This is a genomic window from Microbacterium sp. NPDC058389, from assembly GCF_042722305.1.
In the GTDB taxonomy this organism is placed as follows: domain Bacteria; phylum Actinomycetota; class Actinomycetes; order Actinomycetales; family Microbacteriaceae; genus Microbacterium.
The window spans coordinates 1-19,602 of the sequence record NZ_JBHXJQ010000002.1 but is presented as its reverse complement, the minus strand read 5'-3'; the positions used below and the strand labels follow the sequence as shown (position 1 = coordinate 19,602).

Annotated in this window: 19 protein-coding genes; 9 read left to right on the top strand and 10 right to left on the bottom strand. The window is 71.6% G+C overall.

Translation table 11 applies throughout. The features are described from left to right. The first annotated feature begins 31 nt into the window (after positions 1–31). Both ACFWJ8_RS02905 and ACFWJ8_RS02900 read left to right on the top strand, forming a co-directional pair. Positions 32–442 carry an arsenate reductase ArsC gene (locus tag ACFWJ8_RS02905; RefSeq protein WP_378808727.1) on the top strand — a complete coding sequence of 137 codons (411 nt, stop codon included), beginning with the start codon at positions 32–34 and terminating at the stop codon, positions 440–442. Continuing rightward, positions 439–1,146, top strand: coding sequence for an aquaporin (locus tag ACFWJ8_RS02900; protein ID WP_378808724.1), 708 nt, complete (start codon positions 439–441; stop codon positions 1,144–1,146). The genes ACFWJ8_RS02905 and ACFWJ8_RS02900 overlap by 4 nt, the downstream gene beginning before the upstream one ends. Positions 1,147–1,218: 72 nt before the next feature. On the opposite strand, the gene ACFWJ8_RS02895 is transcribed toward ACFWJ8_RS02900, so the two are convergent. The 4 genes from ACFWJ8_RS02895 to ACFWJ8_RS02880 form a co-directional block, all read right to left on the bottom strand. After that, on the bottom strand, positions 1,219–2,547 hold the full coding sequence (locus tag ACFWJ8_RS02895; protein ID WP_378808721.1) for a DUF1254 domain-containing protein: 1,329 nt from the start codon (positions 2,545–2,547) through the stop codon (positions 1,219–1,221). After that, entirely contained in the window at positions 2,547–5,069 is a 2,523-nt protein-coding gene (locus ACFWJ8_RS02890; RefSeq protein WP_378808719.1) for a DUF1214 domain-containing protein, read from the bottom strand. The genes ACFWJ8_RS02895 and ACFWJ8_RS02890 overlap by 1 nt, the downstream gene beginning before the upstream one ends. Positions 5,070–5,133: 64 nt before the next feature. After that, positions 5,134–5,610, bottom strand: coding sequence for an ATP-dependent endonuclease (locus tag ACFWJ8_RS02885; RefSeq protein ID WP_378808716.1), 477 nt, complete (start codon positions 5,608–5,610; stop codon positions 5,134–5,136). A gap of 7 nt (positions 5,611–5,617) precedes the next feature. Further along, the gene (locus ACFWJ8_RS02880) at positions 5,618–6,430 is read right to left on the bottom strand and encodes a shikimate 5-dehydrogenase (RefSeq protein ID WP_378808714.1); all 813 of its coding nucleotides are present in this window, start codon (positions 6,428–6,430) and stop codon (positions 5,618–5,620) included. A 29-nt stretch (positions 6,431–6,459) separates the two neighbouring features. Between ACFWJ8_RS02880 and ACFWJ8_RS02875 the strand changes: the two genes are divergently transcribed. Then, entirely contained in the window at positions 6,460–7,290 is an 831-nt protein-coding gene (locus tag ACFWJ8_RS02875; protein WP_378808712.1) for a MerR family transcriptional regulator, read from the top strand. A gap of 52 nt (positions 7,291–7,342) precedes the next feature. On the opposite strand, the gene ACFWJ8_RS02870 is transcribed toward ACFWJ8_RS02875, so the two are convergent. Together ACFWJ8_RS02870 and ACFWJ8_RS02865 are read right to left on the bottom strand one after the other, a co-directional pair. Next, a complete protein-coding gene (locus tag ACFWJ8_RS02870; RefSeq protein ID WP_378808710.1) occupies positions 7,343–7,522 on the bottom strand; it encodes a CsbD family protein in 180 nt (59 codons plus the stop codon). A gap of 118 nt (positions 7,523–7,640) precedes the next feature. Then, positions 7,641–8,357, bottom strand: coding sequence for a type 1 glutamine amidotransferase domain-containing protein (locus ACFWJ8_RS02865; RefSeq protein ID WP_378808708.1), 717 nt, complete (start codon positions 8,355–8,357; stop codon positions 7,641–7,643). 114 nt (positions 8,358–8,471) lie between these two features. Between ACFWJ8_RS02865 and ACFWJ8_RS02860 the strand changes: the two genes are divergently transcribed. After that, positions 8,472–9,371, top strand: coding sequence for a LysR family transcriptional regulator (locus ACFWJ8_RS02860; RefSeq protein WP_378808706.1), 900 nt, complete (start codon positions 8,472–8,474; stop codon positions 9,369–9,371). A 56-nt stretch (positions 9,372–9,427) separates the two neighbouring features. Beyond that, the gene (locus tag ACFWJ8_RS02855) at positions 9,428–10,222 is read left to right on the top strand and encodes an alpha/beta fold hydrolase (RefSeq protein ID WP_378808703.1); all 795 of its coding nucleotides are present in this window, start codon (positions 9,428–9,430) and stop codon (positions 10,220–10,222) included. A 41-nt stretch (positions 10,223–10,263) separates the two neighbouring features. Here ACFWJ8_RS02855 and ACFWJ8_RS02850 read toward each other — a convergent pair whose 3' ends face one another. Continuing rightward, positions 10,264–10,701 carry a hypothetical protein gene (locus ACFWJ8_RS02850; RefSeq protein ID WP_378808700.1) on the bottom strand — a complete coding sequence of 146 codons (438 nt, stop codon included), beginning with the start codon at positions 10,699–10,701 and terminating at the stop codon, positions 10,264–10,266. A gap of 152 nt (positions 10,702–10,853) precedes the next feature. Continuing rightward, complete coding sequence (adhP, locus tag ACFWJ8_RS02845) at positions 10,854–11,918, bottom strand: alcohol dehydrogenase AdhP (RefSeq protein ID WP_378808698.1); 1,065 nt, start codon at positions 11,916–11,918, stop codon at positions 10,854–10,856. A gap of 149 nt (positions 11,919–12,067) precedes the next feature. Here adhP and ACFWJ8_RS02840 point away from each other — a divergent pair, with 149 nt between their 5' ends. The 3 genes from ACFWJ8_RS02840 (at position 12,068) to ACFWJ8_RS02830 (ending at position 14,655) form a co-directional block, all read left to right on the top strand. Next, positions 12,068–13,459: a pyridoxal phosphate-dependent decarboxylase family protein gene (locus tag ACFWJ8_RS02840; protein ID WP_378808695.1), complete on the top strand. Its 1,392-nt coding sequence runs from the start codon at positions 12,068–12,070 to the stop codon at positions 13,457–13,459. A 105-nt stretch (positions 13,460–13,564) separates the two neighbouring features. Next, complete coding sequence (locus tag ACFWJ8_RS02835) at positions 13,565–14,293, top strand: acyl-CoA synthetase (protein ID WP_378808692.1); 729 nt, start codon at positions 13,565–13,567, stop codon at positions 14,291–14,293. Next, positions 14,290–14,655, top strand: a complete 366-nt coding sequence (locus ACFWJ8_RS02830; protein ID WP_378808689.1) for an amino acid transporter — start codon at positions 14,290–14,292, stop codon at positions 14,653–14,655. The genes ACFWJ8_RS02835 and ACFWJ8_RS02830 overlap by 4 nt, the downstream gene beginning before the upstream one ends. Before the next feature lie 82 nt (positions 14,656–14,737). Here ACFWJ8_RS02830 and purB read toward each other — a convergent pair whose 3' ends face one another. Further along, positions 14,738–16,120: an adenylosuccinate lyase gene (purB, locus tag ACFWJ8_RS02825; protein ID WP_378808686.1), complete on the bottom strand. Its 1,383-nt coding sequence runs from the start codon at positions 16,118–16,120 to the stop codon at positions 14,738–14,740. A gap of 44 nt (positions 16,121–16,164) precedes the next feature. Further along, positions 16,165–16,671 (bottom strand): low molecular weight protein-tyrosine-phosphatase, encoded by a 507-nt coding sequence (locus ACFWJ8_RS02820; protein ID WP_378808684.1) that lies wholly within the window; start codon positions 16,669–16,671, stop codon positions 16,165–16,167. Positions 16,672–16,836: 165 nt separating this feature from the next. On the opposite strand from ACFWJ8_RS02820, the gene ACFWJ8_RS02815 reads away from it, so the two are divergent. Beyond that, positions 16,837–19,485 carry an ExeM/NucH family extracellular endonuclease gene (locus ACFWJ8_RS02815; protein WP_378808681.1) on the top strand — a complete coding sequence of 883 codons (2,649 nt, stop codon included), beginning with the start codon at positions 16,837–16,839 and terminating at the stop codon, positions 19,483–19,485. The last annotated feature ends 117 nt before the right edge of the window (positions 19,486–19,602 follow it).

Sequence of the window (19,602 nt, the reverse complement as noted above, 5' to 3'; positions counted from 1 at the left end):
CGATAGATAGATAGTGGTCTATGCTTTTCTCGTGACCAACACTCCCACCGTGCTGTTCGTCTGCGTCCACAACGCCGGCCGCTCGCAGATGGCCGCCGGCTACCTGGAGGCCCTCGCGGGAGATCGCGTCGAGGTGCTCTCCGCCGGCTCCGAGCCGAAGGACCGGATCAATCCGGTCGCGGTCGAGGCGATGCGCGAACAGGGGATCGACATCGCGGGCAACGCGCCGAAGCTGCTCACCGTCGACGCCGTGAGGGAGTCGGACGTCGTGATCACGATGGGCTGCGGCGACGCGTGCCCGATCTTCCCCGGCAAGCGATACGAGGACTGGCAGCTCGACGACCCCGCGGGGCAGGACATGGAGACCGTGCGGCGTATCCGCGACGAGATCCGCGCCCGCGTCGAGCAGCTCATCAGCGAGCTGACGCCCGCGACGTCGTGACGGTCGACGCGCCTGTGCGCGTCCGGGCTGCGCTGTGGCGCCGGGCGCTCGCCGAGCTCCTCGGGACGGGGCTTCTCGTCGCTGTCGTGGTCGGCTCGGGGATCGCGGCGCAGCGGCTGTCGGCCGACACCGGATTGCGGCTGCTGGAGAACTCGTTCGCGACGGCGCTCGGTCTCGGCGTGCTCATCGTGCTCTTCGCGCCCGTGTCGGGGGCGCACTTCAACCCCGTGGTGTCGCTCGCCGACCTCGTGCGCGGCCGACGTGACCGAACGGGTCTGACAGCGGGTGCGCTCGCCGTCTACCTCGCGGCGCAGCTGGCGGGCGGGATCGGCGGAGCCGTGCTCGCCGACGCGATGTTCGCGGTGCCGGTCGCGATCTCGACGACCGACCGGGCGACCCCGGCCACCCTCCTGGCAGAGGTCGTCGCGACGGCGGGGCTCGTGCTGCTCATCGTCGGTCTCTCCCACGCCGGGCGCAGTGTCGCCGTGACCGCGGCCGCGGTGGGCGCCTACATCGGCGCGGCGTACTGGTTCACGAGCTCGACGTCGTTCGCGAACCCCGCAGTGACCATCGGGCGCATCTTCACCGACACGTTCGCCGGCATCGCCCCTGCCTCGGCGGTGCCGTTCATCGGCGCCCAGCTCGTGGGCGCAGCGCTGGCCGTGGGCCTCGCCGCCGCACTGTTCCCCGCACGGCGACACTGAGCACTGCGCCCACGAGGGAGGGGGATGCCGCTGCTCGCGGCATCCCCCTCCCTGGCGGGCGTGCGGTCGGCGTCAGCCGTTCAGACGGGTGATGGGCGGCGGGGCGTAGCTGCCGTCGAGCACCGCGTCGCCCGGCATGTACATGCGCAGGATCGGCCGGAACGCTCCCTCGGGCGCCGGCAGCCAGTTGGCGGCGGCTTCGGCATCGGACGGCCGCGTGCGACTGATGCGGATCGTGAGCCCGCCGGCGGCATCGGTCACGATCCCTGGTGTGCGGTCGCCCACCGAATAGCGGTCGATCTCGTTGTCGACGAGGTAGAACTCGGGCAGCGAGTACATCGTGACCGACCAGAACGCCCCGACCGGCGGAGGCGGCGTGAGCCGCAGCTCGTACTCGTGCTCGCCGGTGAGCGCCTGGCCGTCATCGTCGAGGAATGTCATGACGTACGCGGCCTCATACCCGTGGTTGCCCCACAGTCCCGCCTTGGCGGCGACGGCGCGCCCGCCGATGCGCAGCCTCGGGTCAGCGATCTTCCACTCGTCGTCGCCCTTCGCACCGACCTCGAAGAAGTCGAGGTTGTAGTCGAACACGTGAAGCGTCTGCGACCACGTGCCGGGCGCCGCGTCGACGGCGGAGCCCGCCATCGCCTGCGCGATGACTCCGTCGCCGGCCTGCGCTCCGGCCCGCAGCGCCGCCTGCTGCTCGCCCGTCAGCTCGTTCACGGGAGTGCTGCCGGTGAGACCGAGCGCGGCGAACGACGCCTGCAGAGCCTCGTCGCGGGGCGCGGGCGGGAACGCCTGCGACCACACGCGGTACTTCTCCCAGAAGTCGAGGACGTCGTCGCCCTGCGGCGCTGTCGTCGGGATGCCGCCGGCCACGGCATCCGGGTCCGACGGTGTGAGCGTCGTGGCGTCCTGCAGCGCGTGCACGGCCGGCAGGTCGTCGATGCCGGCGCACGACCAGCGCCCCACGATCGACACCACGCGGGTCGGGGCGTGGACGACGGTCAGGCCGCCGGCATCCCCCTCCCACCCGGGCGGGACGATCAGGAACTCGCCGGCCCCGTTGCCGGTGCCGCGCGTGCCGACGTAGGCGAAGTTGTCGGTCCAGGCGTCGACGAACTGCAGCACGTAGTAGCGGTCGGATGCCGGCACCGAGAGCCGGACAGGTCCGACGCCCAGATCGAGCGAGGCCATCGAGTACACCGTGTCGTTGTTGATCGACACGAAGGTGTCGGCCGCCGAGGCGAGGGCGCGCGCGTGCGAGAACGTATTGAACGACGCCTGCGGGTTCGCGCCCACCCCGGTGGTGGTGTAGCGGACCACCTGCTCCAGGTCGAACACCAGTGGGAAGCCGTACAGTCGCGCCTGGGTGGCAAGGGCGTCCAGGTCGGCCGTCATCAGGCCTCCTTCTGGATCTCGGGCAGCTGCCACGACTTGTCGAACCAGGGCTCGAGGGGGCCGTACAGGCGGAACATGGGGAAGAACGCCTTGCCCGGGATCGTCGGGATCCAGTTCGACTCCTTGCCCTCGGAGGCGGTCGGCCCGAACCACAGCACGTACGAGCCGTCGGCGTCTGCCTGCACGTCGCCCCCGAGACTCGACAGCGCGGGGTAGGGCGTCGACTGCAGCAGCGAGCGCGTCTGCGTGTCGTACAGATCGACCGACCAGAAGTTCTTCGCCGGCGGGTCGGCCGGGATGCGAAGCGAATACGTGGCGGAGCCGTCGAGCACGTGTCCGGCGGCATCCTCGGCGGTGTAGGCGTAGGCGGAGCCCGCACCCACCTGGGCGTGCGCCATCGCCGGCGTGATCACGGTCGCGAAGTAGTGGAACTGCGTGCGTGCGTCGAGGTTTCGGGCTCCGTCGCGCAGGAACTCGTAGCTGCCGCCGACGAAGGCGTTCTTCCAGGAGTTGCCCTCCCAGAAGAATGCCCCGGGATCGCGCGGTTTGTAGACGAGTGCGCGGGAGATCGCCGCGCCGATCCGTGCGGCGTCGTCGAGGATGCCGCGCAGCCGCTCGTCGGGCGTGAAGGGCGTGCCGTGGACGATGCCGACGGCGGCCAGCGTCCCGGCACGCTCGGGGTCGAGAGCCGTCACCGGCTCCTCCGCGACGAGCTGGGCGATCTCTTCGAAGAACGTGAAGTCGTTCGCATGCACCGTGTTCTGCAGCACGTCGGCGATGTTCACGAACGTGTTCTCAGGCGGCGCGCCGGCCTCCGACAGCGGGTAGATGCGCGTCTGCTTCATGGCGGGCACGCCGCCGAGGGTGCGCAGCACGACCCAGTTCGCGTAGGTCGGCGACTCGAACGTGTAGTACCCGTCGGGGCGCTCGCCGTCGTACCCCGGCGGGAGGAACAGGTACTTGCCGCCGGCGCCCTTGTCGGGACCGGGGATGCCCATGTCGGTGACGTACCGGAACCAGAAGTCGTCGATGACGCACAGCGACTGCGGCGGGGCCTCGATGACGGTCGGCCCCCAGGCCTTCAGGTCGAGGAACGTCGTGCCGTACGTGGTCTCGGTGTTGGGCGTGAGGTACAGGCCACCCGAGTTCGCACGCGGATCCGTGAACCCGATGATGTCGGGCGACACCACGCCGGCCGTGCGCAGGCCATTCCGCATGGCGACCAGCGATGCGCCGGGCACCGCGGTCAGGAAGGCGTCGATGCCGCGCAGCAGGTCCAGCGCGTCGAAGATGGTCTGCACCGAGTCCGCCTTCGGCACGCCGTCGAAGAACTCGAGGTCGCCGAACGGCGTCTTGAGCAGATCCGGTGTGGAGAGGTGCGTCACCTCCTCCGCCAGCTGCTCCTTGGTCAGACCTGCTCCGGGGGTGCCGTCGATGGCCATGCGCTTCCCTTCGTCCCCATACGAGCCCGCCGCGACGGCGTGGTCACGGGGGGGTGTGCTCGAAGTCTGCCAGTCCCGGGTTGCGGCCGTCTCGAGGCTGGCCGCGATGTGCGCCCGCGTCGCCCGGGCCGCCGCGGCCACGACGCGCAGCATCCCGGGATACTCCGCGTGACCGGCGGGCAGCACCTCGAGTTCGAGCCGCGCGCTCGTGCCGGCATCCTGCGCCCTCGCGACTGCGTTGGCGACCGCGAACTGGCCGGGCGCCGGAACGCTCGCGTCCCACAGCGCCGCCTCCACCCGCACGGGCACCCGGGCGAAGGTCGCCGCCGTCGACGCGTCGAAGAGCCGCAGCACGTCGCGCGCCTCCGGGTGGGCCGCGACATACCGACGCAGCGGCTCGCCGCTGCCGGAGCACGGCACCCTCAGGCGGATGTCGTACTGGCCGAAGCTCGGCACGATGAGCGTCGCGCCGATCACGCGGTCGTCCCACGGGAGCGCGAGGGCGCCGATGCCGCCGCCGAAGCTCTCGCCCACGATGTACAGGGGCAGGTCGCCGGCGAGCGCGACCAGCACGTCGCCCGCCGTCCACAGATCGACGGCACAGCGGCCGATCGCGTACGTCTCGGGGTCGGCGATGCCGTGCAGCACGTGCCGCTCCGACGTCGACGGCGCCCCGATGCCGGCGTTCAGCGCGCCGAGTCCCCGTGCGACGGGGAAGATCACGGCCGCGTCCGCCGGCACGCGCGAGAAGTCGGGGGCGTCGCGCCCGCCGTAGCCGTGGCTGTGGACCACGCCCACGCGCGCAGGCCCGGCCGCTGGCATCCCGAACCAGCCCCGCAGCCGCAGGCCGTCTGCGGTGCCGAATGCGACCTCGAACACGTCGTGCGCGCCGCGGCGGCCGAGCGGCGTGAGCGCGGGCTCCGGTGCGGCCGCGCTCTCACGACGCCAGCGCCCCCACGTGTCGGCGAAGCCCGGCGGCGGTGCCACCGGGGCGACCGCGCGCAGCCCGGCGAGGTCGTACCCGTACGTGCCGTCGATGGGGGCGCCGGGGAACCATTCGTCGTAGGGCGGGGCGATCACGGCGTCCTCTCAGTGGGCGTGCTCGTCTTCGACTCTGGCATCCCGCGCGTGCGCGCGCGATCCGCTACAGGGCCGCGAGCAGCGCGGCGAGCGGCGCCGGCACCCGGTCGAGCGGCACCGCTTCGGCCAGCAGCCGTGCGTAGCGCGCCTTGTTGCCGCTGCGGCCGCCGAAGAACCTGGCCAGCTGCGCCTCGGGCGGGCGTCCACGCTGGAAGGGCTGCTGCTGCAGGCTGCGGAACGAGTCCAGCTCGCCCTGGGCGGCGATGACCGCCTCCACGCCGTCGACGCCCAGCGCCCGCACGAACTCGCCCTCCAGGTCGGGGTCGCACACGAACACCGTGTCGAGCACGCGCTCGAAGTCGGCGCGCTCGCCGGCGTCGACCAGCCCGACGAGCACTTCGCCGCCGAGCGCCGCCACCGCACCCCGCGCGCCCTTCGAGCCGCCGACGACGCGGACCGCCGGCATCCCCATCCCCATCCGTCCGGCGAGGGTCTCGAGGGCGACGCGATCGCTCTCCCCCTCGACGAGCACGACGGTCACGGGCGCGTCACTCCCGCGAGAAGGCGGAGGCGCGCGCGACCTGGTCGGGCGTCGGCGTGACGCCCGTGTAGCGCTCGAACTGGCGGGCCGCCTGCAGGGCGATCACCTCGGCGCCCGTGATGACGGGGATGCCGGCGTCCCGTGCCGTCCGGACGAGCGGTGTCTCGGCCGGGTAGGCGACGACGTCGAAGACCACGTGGGCGGCATCGACGTGGGCGCGCGAGAACGACAGGGTGCCGGCATCCACCCCCGCCATGCCGAGCGGGGTGACGTTGACGATGACGCCATGGCCGGGCGAGGGATCGGCGGTGACGCTGCGATACCCGTACTTCGAGGCGAGCGCCTCGCCCGCCTCGGCGTTGCGCGCGAGCACCGTGAGGTCGTCGAAGCCGGCACCGCGGAAGGCGGCCACGACCGCCTTCGCCATTCCGCCCGCGCCCCGCACCAGCACCGGCAGCGACGGGTCGACGGCGTGCGACGAGAGCAGCTCCGCCACGGCCTCGTAGTCGGTGTTGGATGCCGTCAGCCTGCCCCCGTCGTTCACGATCGTGTTGATCGACTCGATGGCCGCGGCCGACGGCTCGATCTCGTCGACGAGAGGGATCACCGCCTCCTTGAACGGCATCGACACCGAGCAGCCGCGGATGCCGAGCGCGCGCACACCGCCGATCGCGGCCACGATGTCGTCGGTCGTGAAGGCCTTGTAGATGAAGTTCAGCCCGAGCTCGTCGTACAGGAAGTTGTGGAACCGCGTCCCGATGTTCGACGGGCGGGCGGCCAGCGAGATGCAGAGCACCATGTCTTTGTTGAGAATCGGCACAGGGCCATTGTTCCCTTGACCCTCACACTGTGTCATCGTCGAGCGTGGTCCTCACCATGTACACCATCGGACAGTTCGCCGCCCTCGGACGCGTCAGCGTGCGGATGCTGCGGCACTACGACGCGATCGGCCTGCTCGTGCCCGCCGACGTCGACGAGCGCACCGGGTACCGCCGCTACACCCCGCAGCAGCTGGCACCCCTGCTGCGGATCGCGCAGCTGCGCGATCTCGGCTGCCCGCTCGACGACGCCCTCGACGTGCTGCACGCCGATGACGAACCGGCCGCGCTCCGGCGCGTGCTGGAGCGTCGCCGGGTCGACCTCGTCGCCAGTGTCGCCGCCGACACCGCGCGTCTCGCGCGTCTGGACGAACAGCTCCGCCACCTTGAAGGAGAAACAGAGATGACCACCGTCGAATACCGCCGCATCGAGCCCGTCACCGTCTACGCGGCGTCGGCCGTCGCCGCCGGCAGCGACAACGTTCCCGGCGCCGTCGACCAGGTGCTGCCGGGGCTGCATGACGCCCTCGAAGCGTCGGGCGCCGCCTATCGCGAGCCCGGCATCTTCTGGTACGAGCCGATCGACGACACCGAGGACCTGCGCGTGTGGGTCTCGTGGATCGCCGACGGCGAGCCTGTCGAGAACGACGGCTGGCAGGTCGTGGAGCTGCCCGCCGTGGAACGCGCCGCCGTCACCACGTACCACGGCGAGATGAGCGGCATCGGCGCCGCGTGGGGCGCCTTCATGCAGGCCGTCGTCGCCGACGGCGGCGAGTTCTCCGGCCCCTGCCGCGAGGTCTACCTGCAGGCCGACGGCCCCCAGTCGACCTGGGTCACAGAGCTGCAGCAGCCCGTCGCCTGACCCCAGGCGAGGGCGCCCGGGATCCTCGCTGATCCCGGGCGCCCTCTCGGGGTCATCGGTCGTCGGTCAGTGCGTCCTTGACGTCGTCGCCGGCCTTCTTGACCTTCGCGCTGGCCTGGTCGGCCATGCCCTCGGCCTGCAGGCGCTCGTTGTCGGTCGCGTCGCCGATCTTCTCCTTGACCTTGCCCTTCATGTCCTCGGCGTTGTGCTTGATGTCGTCGTCCAGACCCATGGCGGATCTCCCTTCGTGTGGCGGACTCGATACCGCGATCCGACGGCGGGGCGGGTGGCCCCGTCGGGGGTCGCTGCGCCGACGCTAGGCACGTTCGCGCGAAGCCTCAGGAGGGTTGTCAGCGAGCACCGGGTTCGGTATTCTGCCCGGCCCGCTCCGCCAGCACCTCGACGAGGCGCGCGGCGGTCGCGACGCTCGACTGCGGGTTCTGGCCGCTGACCAGTGCACCGTCGCGCACGACCTCGACCGACCACGGCGCCGCCGGCTCGATGATCGCGCCGAGCTCGGCCAGACGCGACGCGACGAGATACGGGGTGCCCGTGCCGAGCCCGCCCTGGCGCTCCTCCTCGTCGGTGAACACCGCGATCCGGCGGCCGGCGAACGCGAACGAGCCGTCCTCGCGCACGGCGCTGAGCAGCCCCGCCGGTCCGTGGCACAGCACTCCGACGACGGCCTCACGCTCGGCCGCGTCCACCAGCAGGCGCCCCAGGTCGGGATCGACGGCGAGGTCGACCATCGGGCCGTGGCCGCCCGGCAGGACGATCGCGTCGTACTCGCCGTCGTGTACCGCGTGGAGGGCGCGGGGCTGCGCGAGCAGGCCGTCGATCCCGTCGAGGTAGACCCGCAGGTCGCCGGCCGCATCGCCCGACAGGCTTCCCGGGTCGACCGGCGGACGCGCGCCCCCGGGCGTCGCGATCGTCACCTCGTGGCCGGCGGCCATCAGCCCGCGGTGCAGCTCGACGAGCTCCTCCGCCCAGAACCCGGTCGGGTGCGCCGAGCCGTCCGCGAGTGCGATCGTGTCGGCCGCGGTGACTGCCATCAGTACGTGTGCCATGTCTGCTCCTTGTTCGGCGGCTCAGGCGAACCGCTGAGGTCAGGAACGAGGCATCCATCGCGATCATTTCGTACGCTTGGCTCAGCCATAGATTTCTTGATGAGTGGATGCCGCATGCAAGAGCTCGACCTGCTGCACACGTACCTCGAGGTCCACCGCGCGGGATCGATCACGGCCGCAGCCGGTCGGCTGGGCGTCAGCCAGCCCGCGGTGAGCGAGCGCATCGCCCGCCTGGAAGCGGAGCTCGGCGCCGAGCTGCTCGTGCGCACCGCCCGCGGTGTCACGCCGACCGCCGCGGGCGATGCGCTCGCCGCGCGCATCGGGGAGCCCGTCGACCGGCTGCGCGACGTGTGGGCGGCGCCCGCGGCGGCCGAGCCCGAGACGGTCCGCGTCGGCGCGGCGAGCGATGTCGCCGCGGCCAGGCTGGTCGCAGCCCTCGCCCCGCTCACCGCGCACGGTGTGCGGGTCGAGTTCGCCCTCGGACTCGCCCACGACCTGCTGGCGAGCCTCGCCGACGCCGAGCTCGACGTCGTGGTGTCGTCGGTGCGGACGCCGATGCGCGGCATCCGCTATCGCGGGCTCGTCGACGAGGAGTTCGTGCTGGTCGGCGCTCCGTCGATGGCCGGCACCGTCGACGCGGCACGACTGGCGGCCGACCCCGCCGCCGCGCTGCAGCACCTGCCGCTGATCGCCTACGACGCAGAGCTGTCGATCGTGCGGCGGTACTGGCGCAGTCAGTTCGGGCATCGGCCGGCGAACCGGGTCGCGATGACCGTGCCGGACCTGCGCGGCGTGCTGGCGGCGGTCGTCGCCGGTGCCGGCGTGTCGGCGCTGCCCCGCTACCTCGCCCAGCCCGCGATCGACGCGGGCGCCGTGGTCGTGGTGCACCGGCCCGACGAGGCGCCGATCAACACGCTGCACCTCGCGATCCGGGCGGCCGAGGCTCCCTCTCCGGCGACCGGCCGCGTCATCGACGCGCTGGTCGACCGCGCCCAGGAGTGGGACGTGTTCTGACGCGTCCCGCGACCGCGAACGCCGAGGCCCGAGCGCACGGGAGCAGAATGGCGGGTATGGATGCCGTCGCGCCGCTCGTGCGCACCGAGATGCCACGCCCGAGCTACATCATGTCGGCCGAGGGGTACCAGATCGCGACCTACTCGTGGGGGGAGCCCGACGCCGACACCGTGCTGTGCGTGCACGGGTTCGCGTCCAGCTGCCGCGACAACTGGGTCGACACCGGCTGGGTGCGCATGCTGACGAGCGCGGGCTATCGCGTCATCGGCGTCGACCAGCGCGGACACGGTGCCAGCGACAAGCCGCACGACGCCGAGGCGTACTCGATGGCCGCATTCGTCGGCGATCTGATGGCGGTGCTCGACACCTACCTCGTCGACGACGTGCGCTACCTCGGCTACTCGCTCGGCGCCCGCGTCGGCTGGCAGCTCGCGGTCGATGCCCCGGAGCATGTCGGGCGGGCCGTGCTCGGCGGCATCCCGGACGGGCGCCCGCTCGGCCGGCTGCGCATCGAGCAGGCCCGGGCCTACGCCGAGCACGGCACCCCGGTCGAGGACATGGTGACCCAGAACTACGTGCGCCTGGCCGAGCGCGTGCCCGACAACGACCTGCGCGCACTCATCGGGCTGGCCGAGGGGATGCGGTTCGGCGACGCCGACCCCGACCCGGAGCGGCCGCCGCAGCAGCCGGTGCTGTTCGCCACCGGAACCGAGGACGCCATCCTGGAGCGGTCGCGGGCTCTGGCCGCGACCGCCCCGAACGGCACATTCCTCGAGATTCCGGGGCGGCACCACTTCAATGCGCCGGGGTCGCGGGTGTTCCGCGAGGCCGGGCTGGAGTTCCTCGCCTGAGCCGCAGGCCCTCGCGGCCGGCAGGTCCGGCGCGGCGGGACTCAGGAGGCCGCGGTCTTCACCAGCGCGCGGAACTTCGCCTCGATGTCGGCGTTCCACGCGAGGACGGCGTAGCTCACGGGCCAGACGTCGCCGTCGTCGAGGTGCGCCGGGTCGTCGAAGCTGATCGTGCCGTACCGCGTCTTGAACTTGCTGGCCGGCTGGTAGAACACGACGACCTTGCCGTCGCTGTTCGCGAAAGCGGCGAAGCCGTAGAACGTCTTCGGCATGAGCTCGGGCGCGACGTCGAGCACGAGCTCGCGGAACGCCTCGGCGATCTGCTTGTCGAGTCCGTCGAGCTTGTCGATCGCCTCCTGGATCTGCTTCAGGCCCGCCTCGCGGTTCTTGCCCGCCTTGGCCTGCTCCCGCAGCTCCTTGGCGCGCTGCTTGACGGCGTCGCGTTCGATCTGCGACAGGTTCTCGGATGTCGTCTCAGCCATGATCCACTTCCTTCACGCTCGGGGCGCTGTGCGCCTGATGTCGTTCACGCTACGGGGCACGGCATCCGGTCGCTTCTCCATTCCTGCCCGATGCGCGACAGCATCCGCGGACCACGAGGGGCGGAGCGCGCCGCCCCGCCCCTCGGGGCTCGTCACTCGTACTGCATGACGATGCGGCCGTCGATCTTGCCCTGCTCCATGCGCTCGAAGATGTCGTTGATGTCGTCGAGCGGTTCGACCGTCACCGTCGGGTGGATGAGGCCCCGCGCATAGAGGTCGAGCGCCTCGATCATGTCCTGCCTCGTTCCGACGATCGATCCGCGGATCGTGATCGCCCGCAGCACGATGTCGAAGATCTCGGCGGGGAAGTCTCCCGGCGGCAGTCCGACGAACACCACCGTCGCGCCGCGGCGGGCGACGCCCACGGCCTGGCCGAACGCCTTCGGGTGCACCGCCGTGACCAGCACGCCGTGCGCCCCGCCGGTCTGCTCCTGCACCGCCGCGGCCGGGTCCTCGGTCATCGCGTTGACCGTCACCTCTGCGCCGTGCCTGCGCGCGAGCTCCAGCTTGTCGTCGTCGATGTCGACGGCCGCGACGCGCAGGCCCATCGCCCGCGCGTACTGCACGGCGATGTGGCCCAGCCCGCCGATGCCCGAGATGACGACCCACTCGCCCGGCCGCGCCTCGGTCATCTTGAGGCCTTTGTAGACGGTCACGCCCGCGCACAGGATCGGCGCCACCTCGACCGGGTCCACACCGTCCGGGATGCGGGCGGCGAACCGCTCGTCGACGAGCATGTACTCGCCGAAGCTGCCGTCGACCGAGTAGCCGCCGTTCTGCTGCTGGGGGCACAGCGTCTCCCAGCCCGTGCGGCAGTACTCGCACACGCCGCAGGCGCTCCACAGCCACGCGTTGCCGACGAGGTCGCCGACGGCGAGCGTGGTCACGCCCTCGCCCAGCGCCACCACGCGCCCGTAGCCCTCATGCCCCGGGATCAGGTCCTTCTTCGGTGCGACCGGCCAGTCGCCGCGTGCCGCGTGCAGGTCGGTGTGGCAGACACCCGAGGTCAGCACCTTCACCAGCGCCTGGCCGCGGCCCGGCGACGGGATCGGCACGTCCTGCAGCTCCAGCGGCCGGTCGGGCGCGACCACCACCGCGGCGCGCATGGTCCCCGCCGGGGCGGCGCCACCCTCGTGCGACTCGGTCAGGTTCGTCATCGGAATCACTTCCCCCCGGGGGCGGGCGTTCGCCGCCCTCTGCCCCACACGTTACGCGCGGGGCCCCGACCGCGCAGGGGGTCGGCGCTCTGCCCGGCGCCCGAGGCGATTGAAGGCGGCGCGGCATCCGACATACCCTTGCCACGCCGATGGAAGGAACCACCGTGACCTCGCCCGACCACATGCACGCCATCTCGTCCGACACCACCCACGTGGTCGACGATGTGCTGGACTACGCCCGCCGCCGGGCGCTGTACCGGGACGTGCCGCTCGACAAGCCGATGACCCCGCGCGACCTGGAGCGCCTCGCCTCGGGCTCGATCACCGCCGACGGCATCGGCGCGCGCCGTGCCATCGCCCTGTTCGAGAACGTCCTCGCACCGGCCTGCATCTCGACGGACCACCCGGGGTACCTGTCGTTCATCCCCTCGGCCCCCAGCAAAGCCTCCCTCGCGTTCGACGTCGTCGTGTCGGCATCCGCCGTCTACGGAGGCTCGTGGATGGAGGGTGCGGGCGCCGTCTTCGCCGAGAACGAGGTGCTGCACTGGCTCGCGACGGAGTTCGGGATGCCGGCGACCGCCGGCGGCGTGTTCGTCCAGGGCGGCACCATCGGCAACCTGTCGGCGCTCGTCACCGCCCGTGACGCCGCACGCCGCCGCGTCGCAGAAGAGGGTCGCCCGACGCCGTCGCGCTGGGTCGTGGTGTGCAGCGCCGAAGCGCACTCGTCGATCGCATCGGCTGCGGCCGTCATGGACGTCGACGTCGCCGCCGCCGAAGTCGACGCCGAGGGCCGCCTGCGCGGCGATGCCGTCGCGCGGGTGCTCGACGCGCACGGCGACGCGGTGTTCGCGGTCGTCGCCACCGGAGGCACGACGAACTTCGGCATCGTCGACGACATCGCCGGCATCGGAGCCGTCGCCCGCGAGCGCGGGGTGTGGTTCCACGTCGACGGCGCCTACGGCCTCGCCGCCATGCTCGTGCCCGAGCTGCGTCCCGCGTTCGAGGGCGTGGGGCTCGCCGACTCGCTCATCGTCGACCCGCACAAGTGGCTGTTCGCGCCGTTCGACGCGTGCGCCCTCATCTACCGCGAGCCCGAGCTCGCCCTGGCCGCGCACACGCAGAAGGCCGAGTACCTCGACACCCTCACGGGCAAGCCGGACTGGAACCCGTCCGACCTCGCCATCCAGCTCACCCGGCGGGCGCGTGGCCTGCCGCTGTGGTTCTCGCTCGCGACGCACGGCACCGAGCAGTACCGCGCCACGATCGCGCACGGTGTCGACCTCGCCCGGCGCATCGCCGACGAGATCTCCGCCCGCGACGGGCTGTCGCTCGTGCGCGACCCGCAGCTGTCGGTGGTGGTGTTCCGCCGCGACGGGTGGAGCCTCGCCGACTACGAGGCCTGGTCGGCGAAGCTCCTCGACGACCAGCAGGGCTTCGTCGTGCCGAGCTCGCACCACGGCGAGCCCGTGCTGCGCTTCGCGATCATCTCGCCGCTCACGACGTTCGAGCTGCTCACCGGCATCCTCGACACGCTCGGGTGACCTGGATGCCGGCCGCCGCGGGCACGGGGAGCTCCGAGCTTCGACCCACGTAGACTGGAGGCATCCGTTCTCGCATCTGAGAACCCGCCTCTTCGCAGGATCACCGTGACCACAGCCGAATCCCGCACGTTCGACGTGCGCCATGTGCAGCTCGCGCGCGCCGCGTTCGCCGCGATCGCGGCGCTCATGATCACGTTCTCGTCCGATCACTCCGCCGCGGTCGGCAGCGCCGTGTTCAGCGGGTTCGCGATCGCGACCGCCCTCGTCCACCTGCTCGCGGTGTGGCTCGTCTACCCCGCCGGCCGCCGGTGGCCGTCGGCCTCGCTCGGCGCGGTCACCCTCGTCGCCGGCATGGCGAGCGGTCTCTTCCCGCTGCGCACCGTGACCGGCTACTTCGTCATCGTGATCGCGTGGGCGCTCGCCAGCGGCGTCATCGAGCTCGTCGCCGGGTGGCGCGGTCTGTCGACCCGCACCGCGCGCCGCGAGATCGCGCCCGGAGTCGCCGATGCCCGTCCGGTCGCACCGGTCGGTCCCCGCTCCGAGAGCCGCGACGCGATCGTCGTCGGCGCCCTGACGATCCTGCTCGGCATCGCACTGCTCTGTGTGCAGCCCGCGTACTCGCTGACCTATCGTCTCGACGACGCCGGTGTCACCGGCACCCTCACGGGCATCACCATCGGCGTCGGGCTGTTCGGCGGCTACGCCGCGATCGTCGCCGTCTATCTCGGCATCGCCGGCTTCTCGCCGCGCGCCGCCGCGCCTGTGGAAGCGGACGCCGTCGTGCCCGACGCCGCCGCGCCCGCCCCGCAGGCAGACCGGAAGGACTCCGCGTGAGCCACGAAAGCCCCACCCGCCGCGACCTGCTCAAGCCCCTGCAGCTGCTGGGGATGGCGTTCGGCGCGGCCCTGTTCGCCGGTGTCGTGACGCTCGTCTCGATGGGCTTCTTCCAGCAGCGCACCGCCGGCGAGGCCTCGCGCGCCGTCGTCGTGGCCCTGGTGATCGCCGGCGTGAGCTTCATCGCCGTGCTGCTGATCGTGTCGCTGCTGCTGCTCGCCGTCGATCCTGCGCAGGTCACCAAGCAGATCGACAAGCCCGTCCTGCTGCCGGACGAGCCCGAGAAGCCCGCAGCCGGCGACGAGCCCGAGGCCGGCGACGAGCCCGGCGCCGCGGCATCCCCCGACGACACCGGTCGTTGAGCGGAGGGCGCTCCAGCGCCCGCAGACGAAACGCGCCTGACCTTGCGATGAGGTCAGGCGCGTTCCTTCCGGCGGGAGCCGGTCAGCCGAGTTCGTCGACCAGCTTCGAGGCGAGGCCGTCGTAGGTCGCGGGCGTGAGCGCCAGCAGGCGCTCCTTGGCGTCGTCGCCGATGTCGAGGCCGCGCACGAACTCCGCGAGCTCGGCGGCTCCGACGCGGCGGCCGCGCGTGAGGTCCTTGAGCAGCGCGTACGGGTCGCTGATCTGCGAGCGGCCCGCCGCGATCTCGGCGCGCACGACGGTCTGGATCGCCTCCGCGAGCACCTCCCAGTTGCCGTCGAGGTCGTCCAGCAGCACGCTCTCGGCCAGCGAGATCTCGCCGAGGCCGCGCTGCAGGTTGTCGAGCGCGAGGAGCGCGTGCCCGAAGGCGACGCCGATGTTGCGCTGCGTCGTCGAGTCGGTGAGGTCGCGCTGCAGGCGGCTCGTGACGAGCGTCTGCGACAGCGTCGCGAAGAGCCCGCCCGCGATCTCGAGGTTGGCCTCGGCGTTCTCGAAGCGGATCGGGTTGATCTTGTGCGGCATCGTCGACGAGCCGGTGGCACCGGCGACCGGGATCTGGGTGAAGTACCCGATCGAGATGTAGGTCCAGATGTCGGTCGCGAGGTTGTGCAGGATGCCGCCCGCGTGCCGTGCGCGGTCGTACAGCTCGACCTGCCAGTCGTGCGACTCGATCTGGGTCGTCAGGATGTTGAAGTCGAGTCCCAGGCCCTCGATGAACGAGCGCGACAGCTCGGGCCAGTCCACGTCCGGCGCGGCCGACAGGTGCGCGGACCACGTGCCGGTGGCGCCGGAGAACTTCGCGAGGTACTCGCCGCCCTCGATCTGGTCGGCGACGCGGTTCAGGCGCCACGCGAAGACGGCGAGCTCCTTGCCCATGGTCGAGGGCGTGGCCGGCTGGCCGTGGGTGCGCGACAGCATGGCGGCGTCACGGTGCTTCACCGCGAGCGCCGACAGGGTCGCCGTGACCGCGCGGAGCTTCGGCAGCCACACGCGCTCGACCGCGCGCCGGACCGTCAGCGCGTACGAGGTGGAGTTGATGTCCTCGCTCGTACACGCGAAGTGCGTGAGCTCGGCGACGGCGTCGAGGCCGAGCGACGACAGCCGGTCGCGCACGAGGTACTCGACGGCCTTCACGTCGTGGCGGGTGACCGCCTCCTTGTCGGCGAGCCAGTCGATCTCGGCCTGGCCGAAGTCCAGGTACAGGGCGCGGAGCTTCGTCTTGTCGTCGTCCGACAGCGGCGCCGTGCCGAACAGCGAGCGGTCGGTGAGGGCGATCAGCCATTCGACCTCGACCTCGACGCGGGCGCGGTTCAGCCCCGCCTCGGACAGGAACTCGCCGAGCTCGCCGACGGCGGCGCGGTAGCGGCCGTCGAGAGGGCTGAGCGGCTGCGGAGGAAGAGAGGTCACGGTGGCTCCCGTCGGTGTCGTCGAAGACGTCGCGGCACCCCCGGTCAGGACACCGGGCGGATCGCGGGTTCGAGTTGCCGGAAGAGCGACCGGCTCGCGCTTTCGATCATACCGAGCACCTCGTCGAACATTCCGGGGCCGGCATAGTACGGGTCGGGCACGTCCAGCGTGTGGGCCGACGCGTCGAACGACATCAGCAGCGCGATCTTGTCGGCGTCGGCCTCGTTGCGCGCCCAGCCGCGGAGGATCCGCTCATGGCTGCGGTCGAGGGCGACGACCAGGTCGCTGCGGGCGAAGTCGGTGTGCGTGAACTGTCGCGCCCGGTGGTGCGACCCGTCGTAGCCGGCACGCGCAAGGGCGTCGATGGTGCGCTGATCGGCGCGTTCGCCGACGTGCCAATCGCCCGTGCCGGCGCTCGTCGACGCGACGCGCGGACCGAGGCCGGCGGCATCCGCGAACCCCCGGAAGACCACGTCGGCCATGGGGGAACGGCAGATGTTGCCGGTGCACACGAACACGACACGGAAGGGTGCCACGTCGCCGGCGGTCATGCCTACCATTCTGGACCGACACGACACCGAACGTTAAGGAGTTCTCCTCTCAGGGTCTTTCGGGAGCGGATGCCGCTCCCCTAGCTTGTGACAGACGGGGAGGCGACCGGCCTGCCCGTTTCGCACGCGCGGTCCACCGACCGCCTGACGTCACGTGGAGGTCCTGTGTCCCATTCGCCCCGCAGACTCGTCGCCGCTCTCGCGGCTCTCGCACTCGGCGCCGCCGGCGCCGTCGCCGTCACCGCACCCGCGGCCGCGGCATCCGGCGATCTGCTCATCAGCGAGTACGTCGAAGGATCGTCCAACAACAAGGCGATCGAGATCTACAACCCGTCGACGACGGCCGTCGACCTCGCCGCCACCGGCTACAAGCTGCAGGTGTTCTCCAACGGCTCCGCCACGGCAGGCCAGACTGTCACGCTGACCGGGTCGATCGCGCCGAACGACGTCTTCGTCGTCGTGCAGAGCGCCGCCGCCGCCGGCCTGCTCGCGCTCGCCGACCAGACCACGACCGCGAGCCTGTACAACGGCAATGACGCCGTCGCGCTGGTCAAGGGCACCACGGTCGTCGACGTCTTCGGCCAGATCGGCGTCGACCCCGGTGCGGCGTGGGGTGCCGGTGACACCAGCACCCTGAACCACACACTTCGCCGCCTGCCTTCGATCGTCGTCGGAGACCCCGACGGATCGAACGCCTTCGACCCGTCGGTCGAATGGGCCGGCTTCCCCCAGGACACCTTCGACGGGCTCGGCACGCGCTGGGTGGACCCCGACCCCGACCCGGTCGCGGACTGCTCCGCCACGCCCGTGACGATCGGCTCGGTGCAGGGCTCCGGGGCGGCCACGCCCATCGCGGGCCAGAAGGTGCTCATCGCGGGCGTCGTCGTCGGCGACTTCCAGCAGGGCGGCTTCGACGGCTTCTACGTGCAGGACGCCGGTGACGGCGATCCGGCGACGTCCGACGGCATCTTCGTGTACGAGCCGGGCGGCATCGACGTCCAGGTCGGCCAGGCGGTGAGCGTCGCCGGGACCGCCAAGGAGTTCAGCGGTCTCACCGAGATCGACGCCGCCGACGTGAAGGTCTGCTTCAGCGGTGCCACCATCCCCGAGCCGACGGTCTTCAGCCTGCCGGCATCCGAGGCCCAGCGCGAAGCGCTCGAGGGCATGTACGTGACGCTCCCGCAGCAGCTGACGATCGGCGAGACGTTCGACTTCGGCCGGTTCGGCACGGTCACCCTCACCGATGGGCGGCAGGACTCGCCCACGGCGGTGGCCGAGCCCGGCACCGACGCGAACGCGGTGCTGGCCGCGAACGTCGCCGGCAGCATCATCCTCGACGACGGCCGCAGCACCCAGAACCCCGACCCGGCCATCCACCCGGACGGACAGGTGTTCAGCCTCGACCACTCGTTCCGCACCGGCGACCTGGTGCAGAACGCGACCGGCATCCTGGACTACCGCTTCGGCTGGAACGTGCAGCCCACGGAGGGTGCGGACTTCACCGTCGCGAATCCCCGGCCGGACGTGCCCGAGGTGGGCGGCGACGTGCGCATCTCGAGCTTCAACGTGCTGAACTACTTCACCTCGATCGACCCGACTCCCGAGAACTCGGCTGACGACAGCTACTACCGCGGCGCCGACACCACCGAGGAGTTCCAGCGTCAGCAGGCGAAGATCGTGTCGGCGCTCGCCGCGATCGACGCCGATGTGTTCGGCCTGCTCGAGATCGAGAACAACGACAAGGTGGCCGAGAACAACGTGCCGGCCGTGCAGGCGCTCGTCGACGCGCTCAACGCCGAGGTGGGTGCCGGCACCTATGCGGCGGTCCGCACCGGTGTGATCGGCACCGACGCGATCGCCACGGCGCTCATCTACAAGCCGGCGTCGGTCACCCCGGTGGGCGACTTCCAGCTGATGACGAGCGCCGTCGACCCGGCCTGGCTCGACAACCGCAACCGCCCGGGCCTGACGCAGCGCTTCGCGTCGACCGCCACCGGCGAGGAGTTCGTCGTGTCGGTGAACCACCTCAAGTCGAAGGGCTCGGCGTGCAGCGAGAGCCCCGACCTCGGCGACGGCCAGGGCAACTGCAGCGCGACCCGCACCGCGGCCGCGACGGCGCTCACGAAGTGGCTGAACGAGACCGTGGCACCCGACGGGCGCGCCGTCGTGATCGGCGACCTCAACTCGTACGACTACGAGGACTCGATCGACGCGTTCGTGAACGGCGGCTTCACCGACCTGGAGAAGCAGTTCGGCGGCGAGCACGCGTACTCGTACGTGTTCGACGGCCAGTCGGGGTACCTCGACTACGCGCTCGCACAGCCCGCGCTCGCCGCAGACGTGACGGGAGCGGCGGCGTGGCACATCAACGCCGACGAGCCGAGCCTCATCGACTACGACACGTCGTTCAAGCTGCCGGCGCAGGACGCGCTGTACGCGCCCGACCCGTACCGCTCGAGCGACCACGACCCCGTGATCGTGGGCCTGCAGCTCACGCCGCCGGACGTCACGCCGCCGACGATCGAGGTGACGGCCGACCGTGAGGTCATCATGCCGCCGAACGGCAAGACGACGTCGGTGAACTTCACGGTGGATGCCGCCGACGAGAGCGCCGGTGACGTCCAGGTCGCCCTGACCGACGTGACGGTGACCGGCGGCGGCTCGTGGACGCAGACCGGCGACCGCTCGGTCGACGTCAAGGCCGTGAACGGCGCCGTCTACCGCTTCACGTGGACGGCGACGGACGCGGCGGGCAACACCGCGACCGACACGGTCGCCGTGGCCGTCGGCAAGAAGGGTCAGAAGGCCCTGTGAGCCGGGCCGGGCTTCGCCCGGCCGCCCGCTGTGACGGAGGCGCCGCACCCGACCGGGGGGGGGGGGCGCCCGCCCAACCCGGGCGCCGACCCCGGGGGGGCCCAGGTTACCCGGCGG

Bases quoted from the DNA above. Each gene is read 5' to 3' on its own strand.
- ACFWJ8_RS02895 (WP_378808721.1), bottom strand. From the start codon at position 2,547: ATGACGGCCGACCTGGACGCCCTTGCCACCCAGGCGCGACTGTACGGC.
- ACFWJ8_RS02820 (WP_378808684.1), bottom strand. From the start codon at position 16,671: ATGACCGCCGGCGACGTGGCACCCTTCCGTGTCGTGTTCGTGTGCACC.
- ACFWJ8_RS02860 (WP_378808706.1), top strand. From the start codon at position 8,472: ATGCAAGAGCTCGACCTGCTGCACACGTACCTCGAGGTCCACCGCGCG.
- adhP (WP_378808698.1), bottom strand. From the start codon at position 11,918: ATGACGAACCTGACCGAGTCGCACGAGGGTGGCGCCGCCCCGGCGGGG.
- ACFWJ8_RS02865 (WP_378808708.1), bottom strand. From the start codon at position 8,357: ATGGCACACGTACTGATGGCAGTCACCGCGGCCGACACGATCGCACTC.
- ACFWJ8_RS02850 (WP_378808700.1), bottom strand. From the start codon at position 10,701: ATGGCTGAGACGACATCCGAGAACCTGTCGCAGATCGAACGCGACGCC.
- ACFWJ8_RS02840 (WP_378808695.1), top strand. From the start codon at position 12,068: ATGGAAGGAACCACCGTGACCTCGCCCGACCACATGCACGCCATCTCG.
- ACFWJ8_RS02855 (WP_378808703.1), top strand. From the start codon at position 9,428: ATGGATGCCGTCGCGCCGCTCGTGCGCACCGAGATGCCACGCCCGAGC.
- ACFWJ8_RS02870 (WP_378808710.1), bottom strand. From the start codon at position 7,522: ATGGGTCTGGACGACGACATCAAGCACAACGCCGAGGACATGAAGGGC.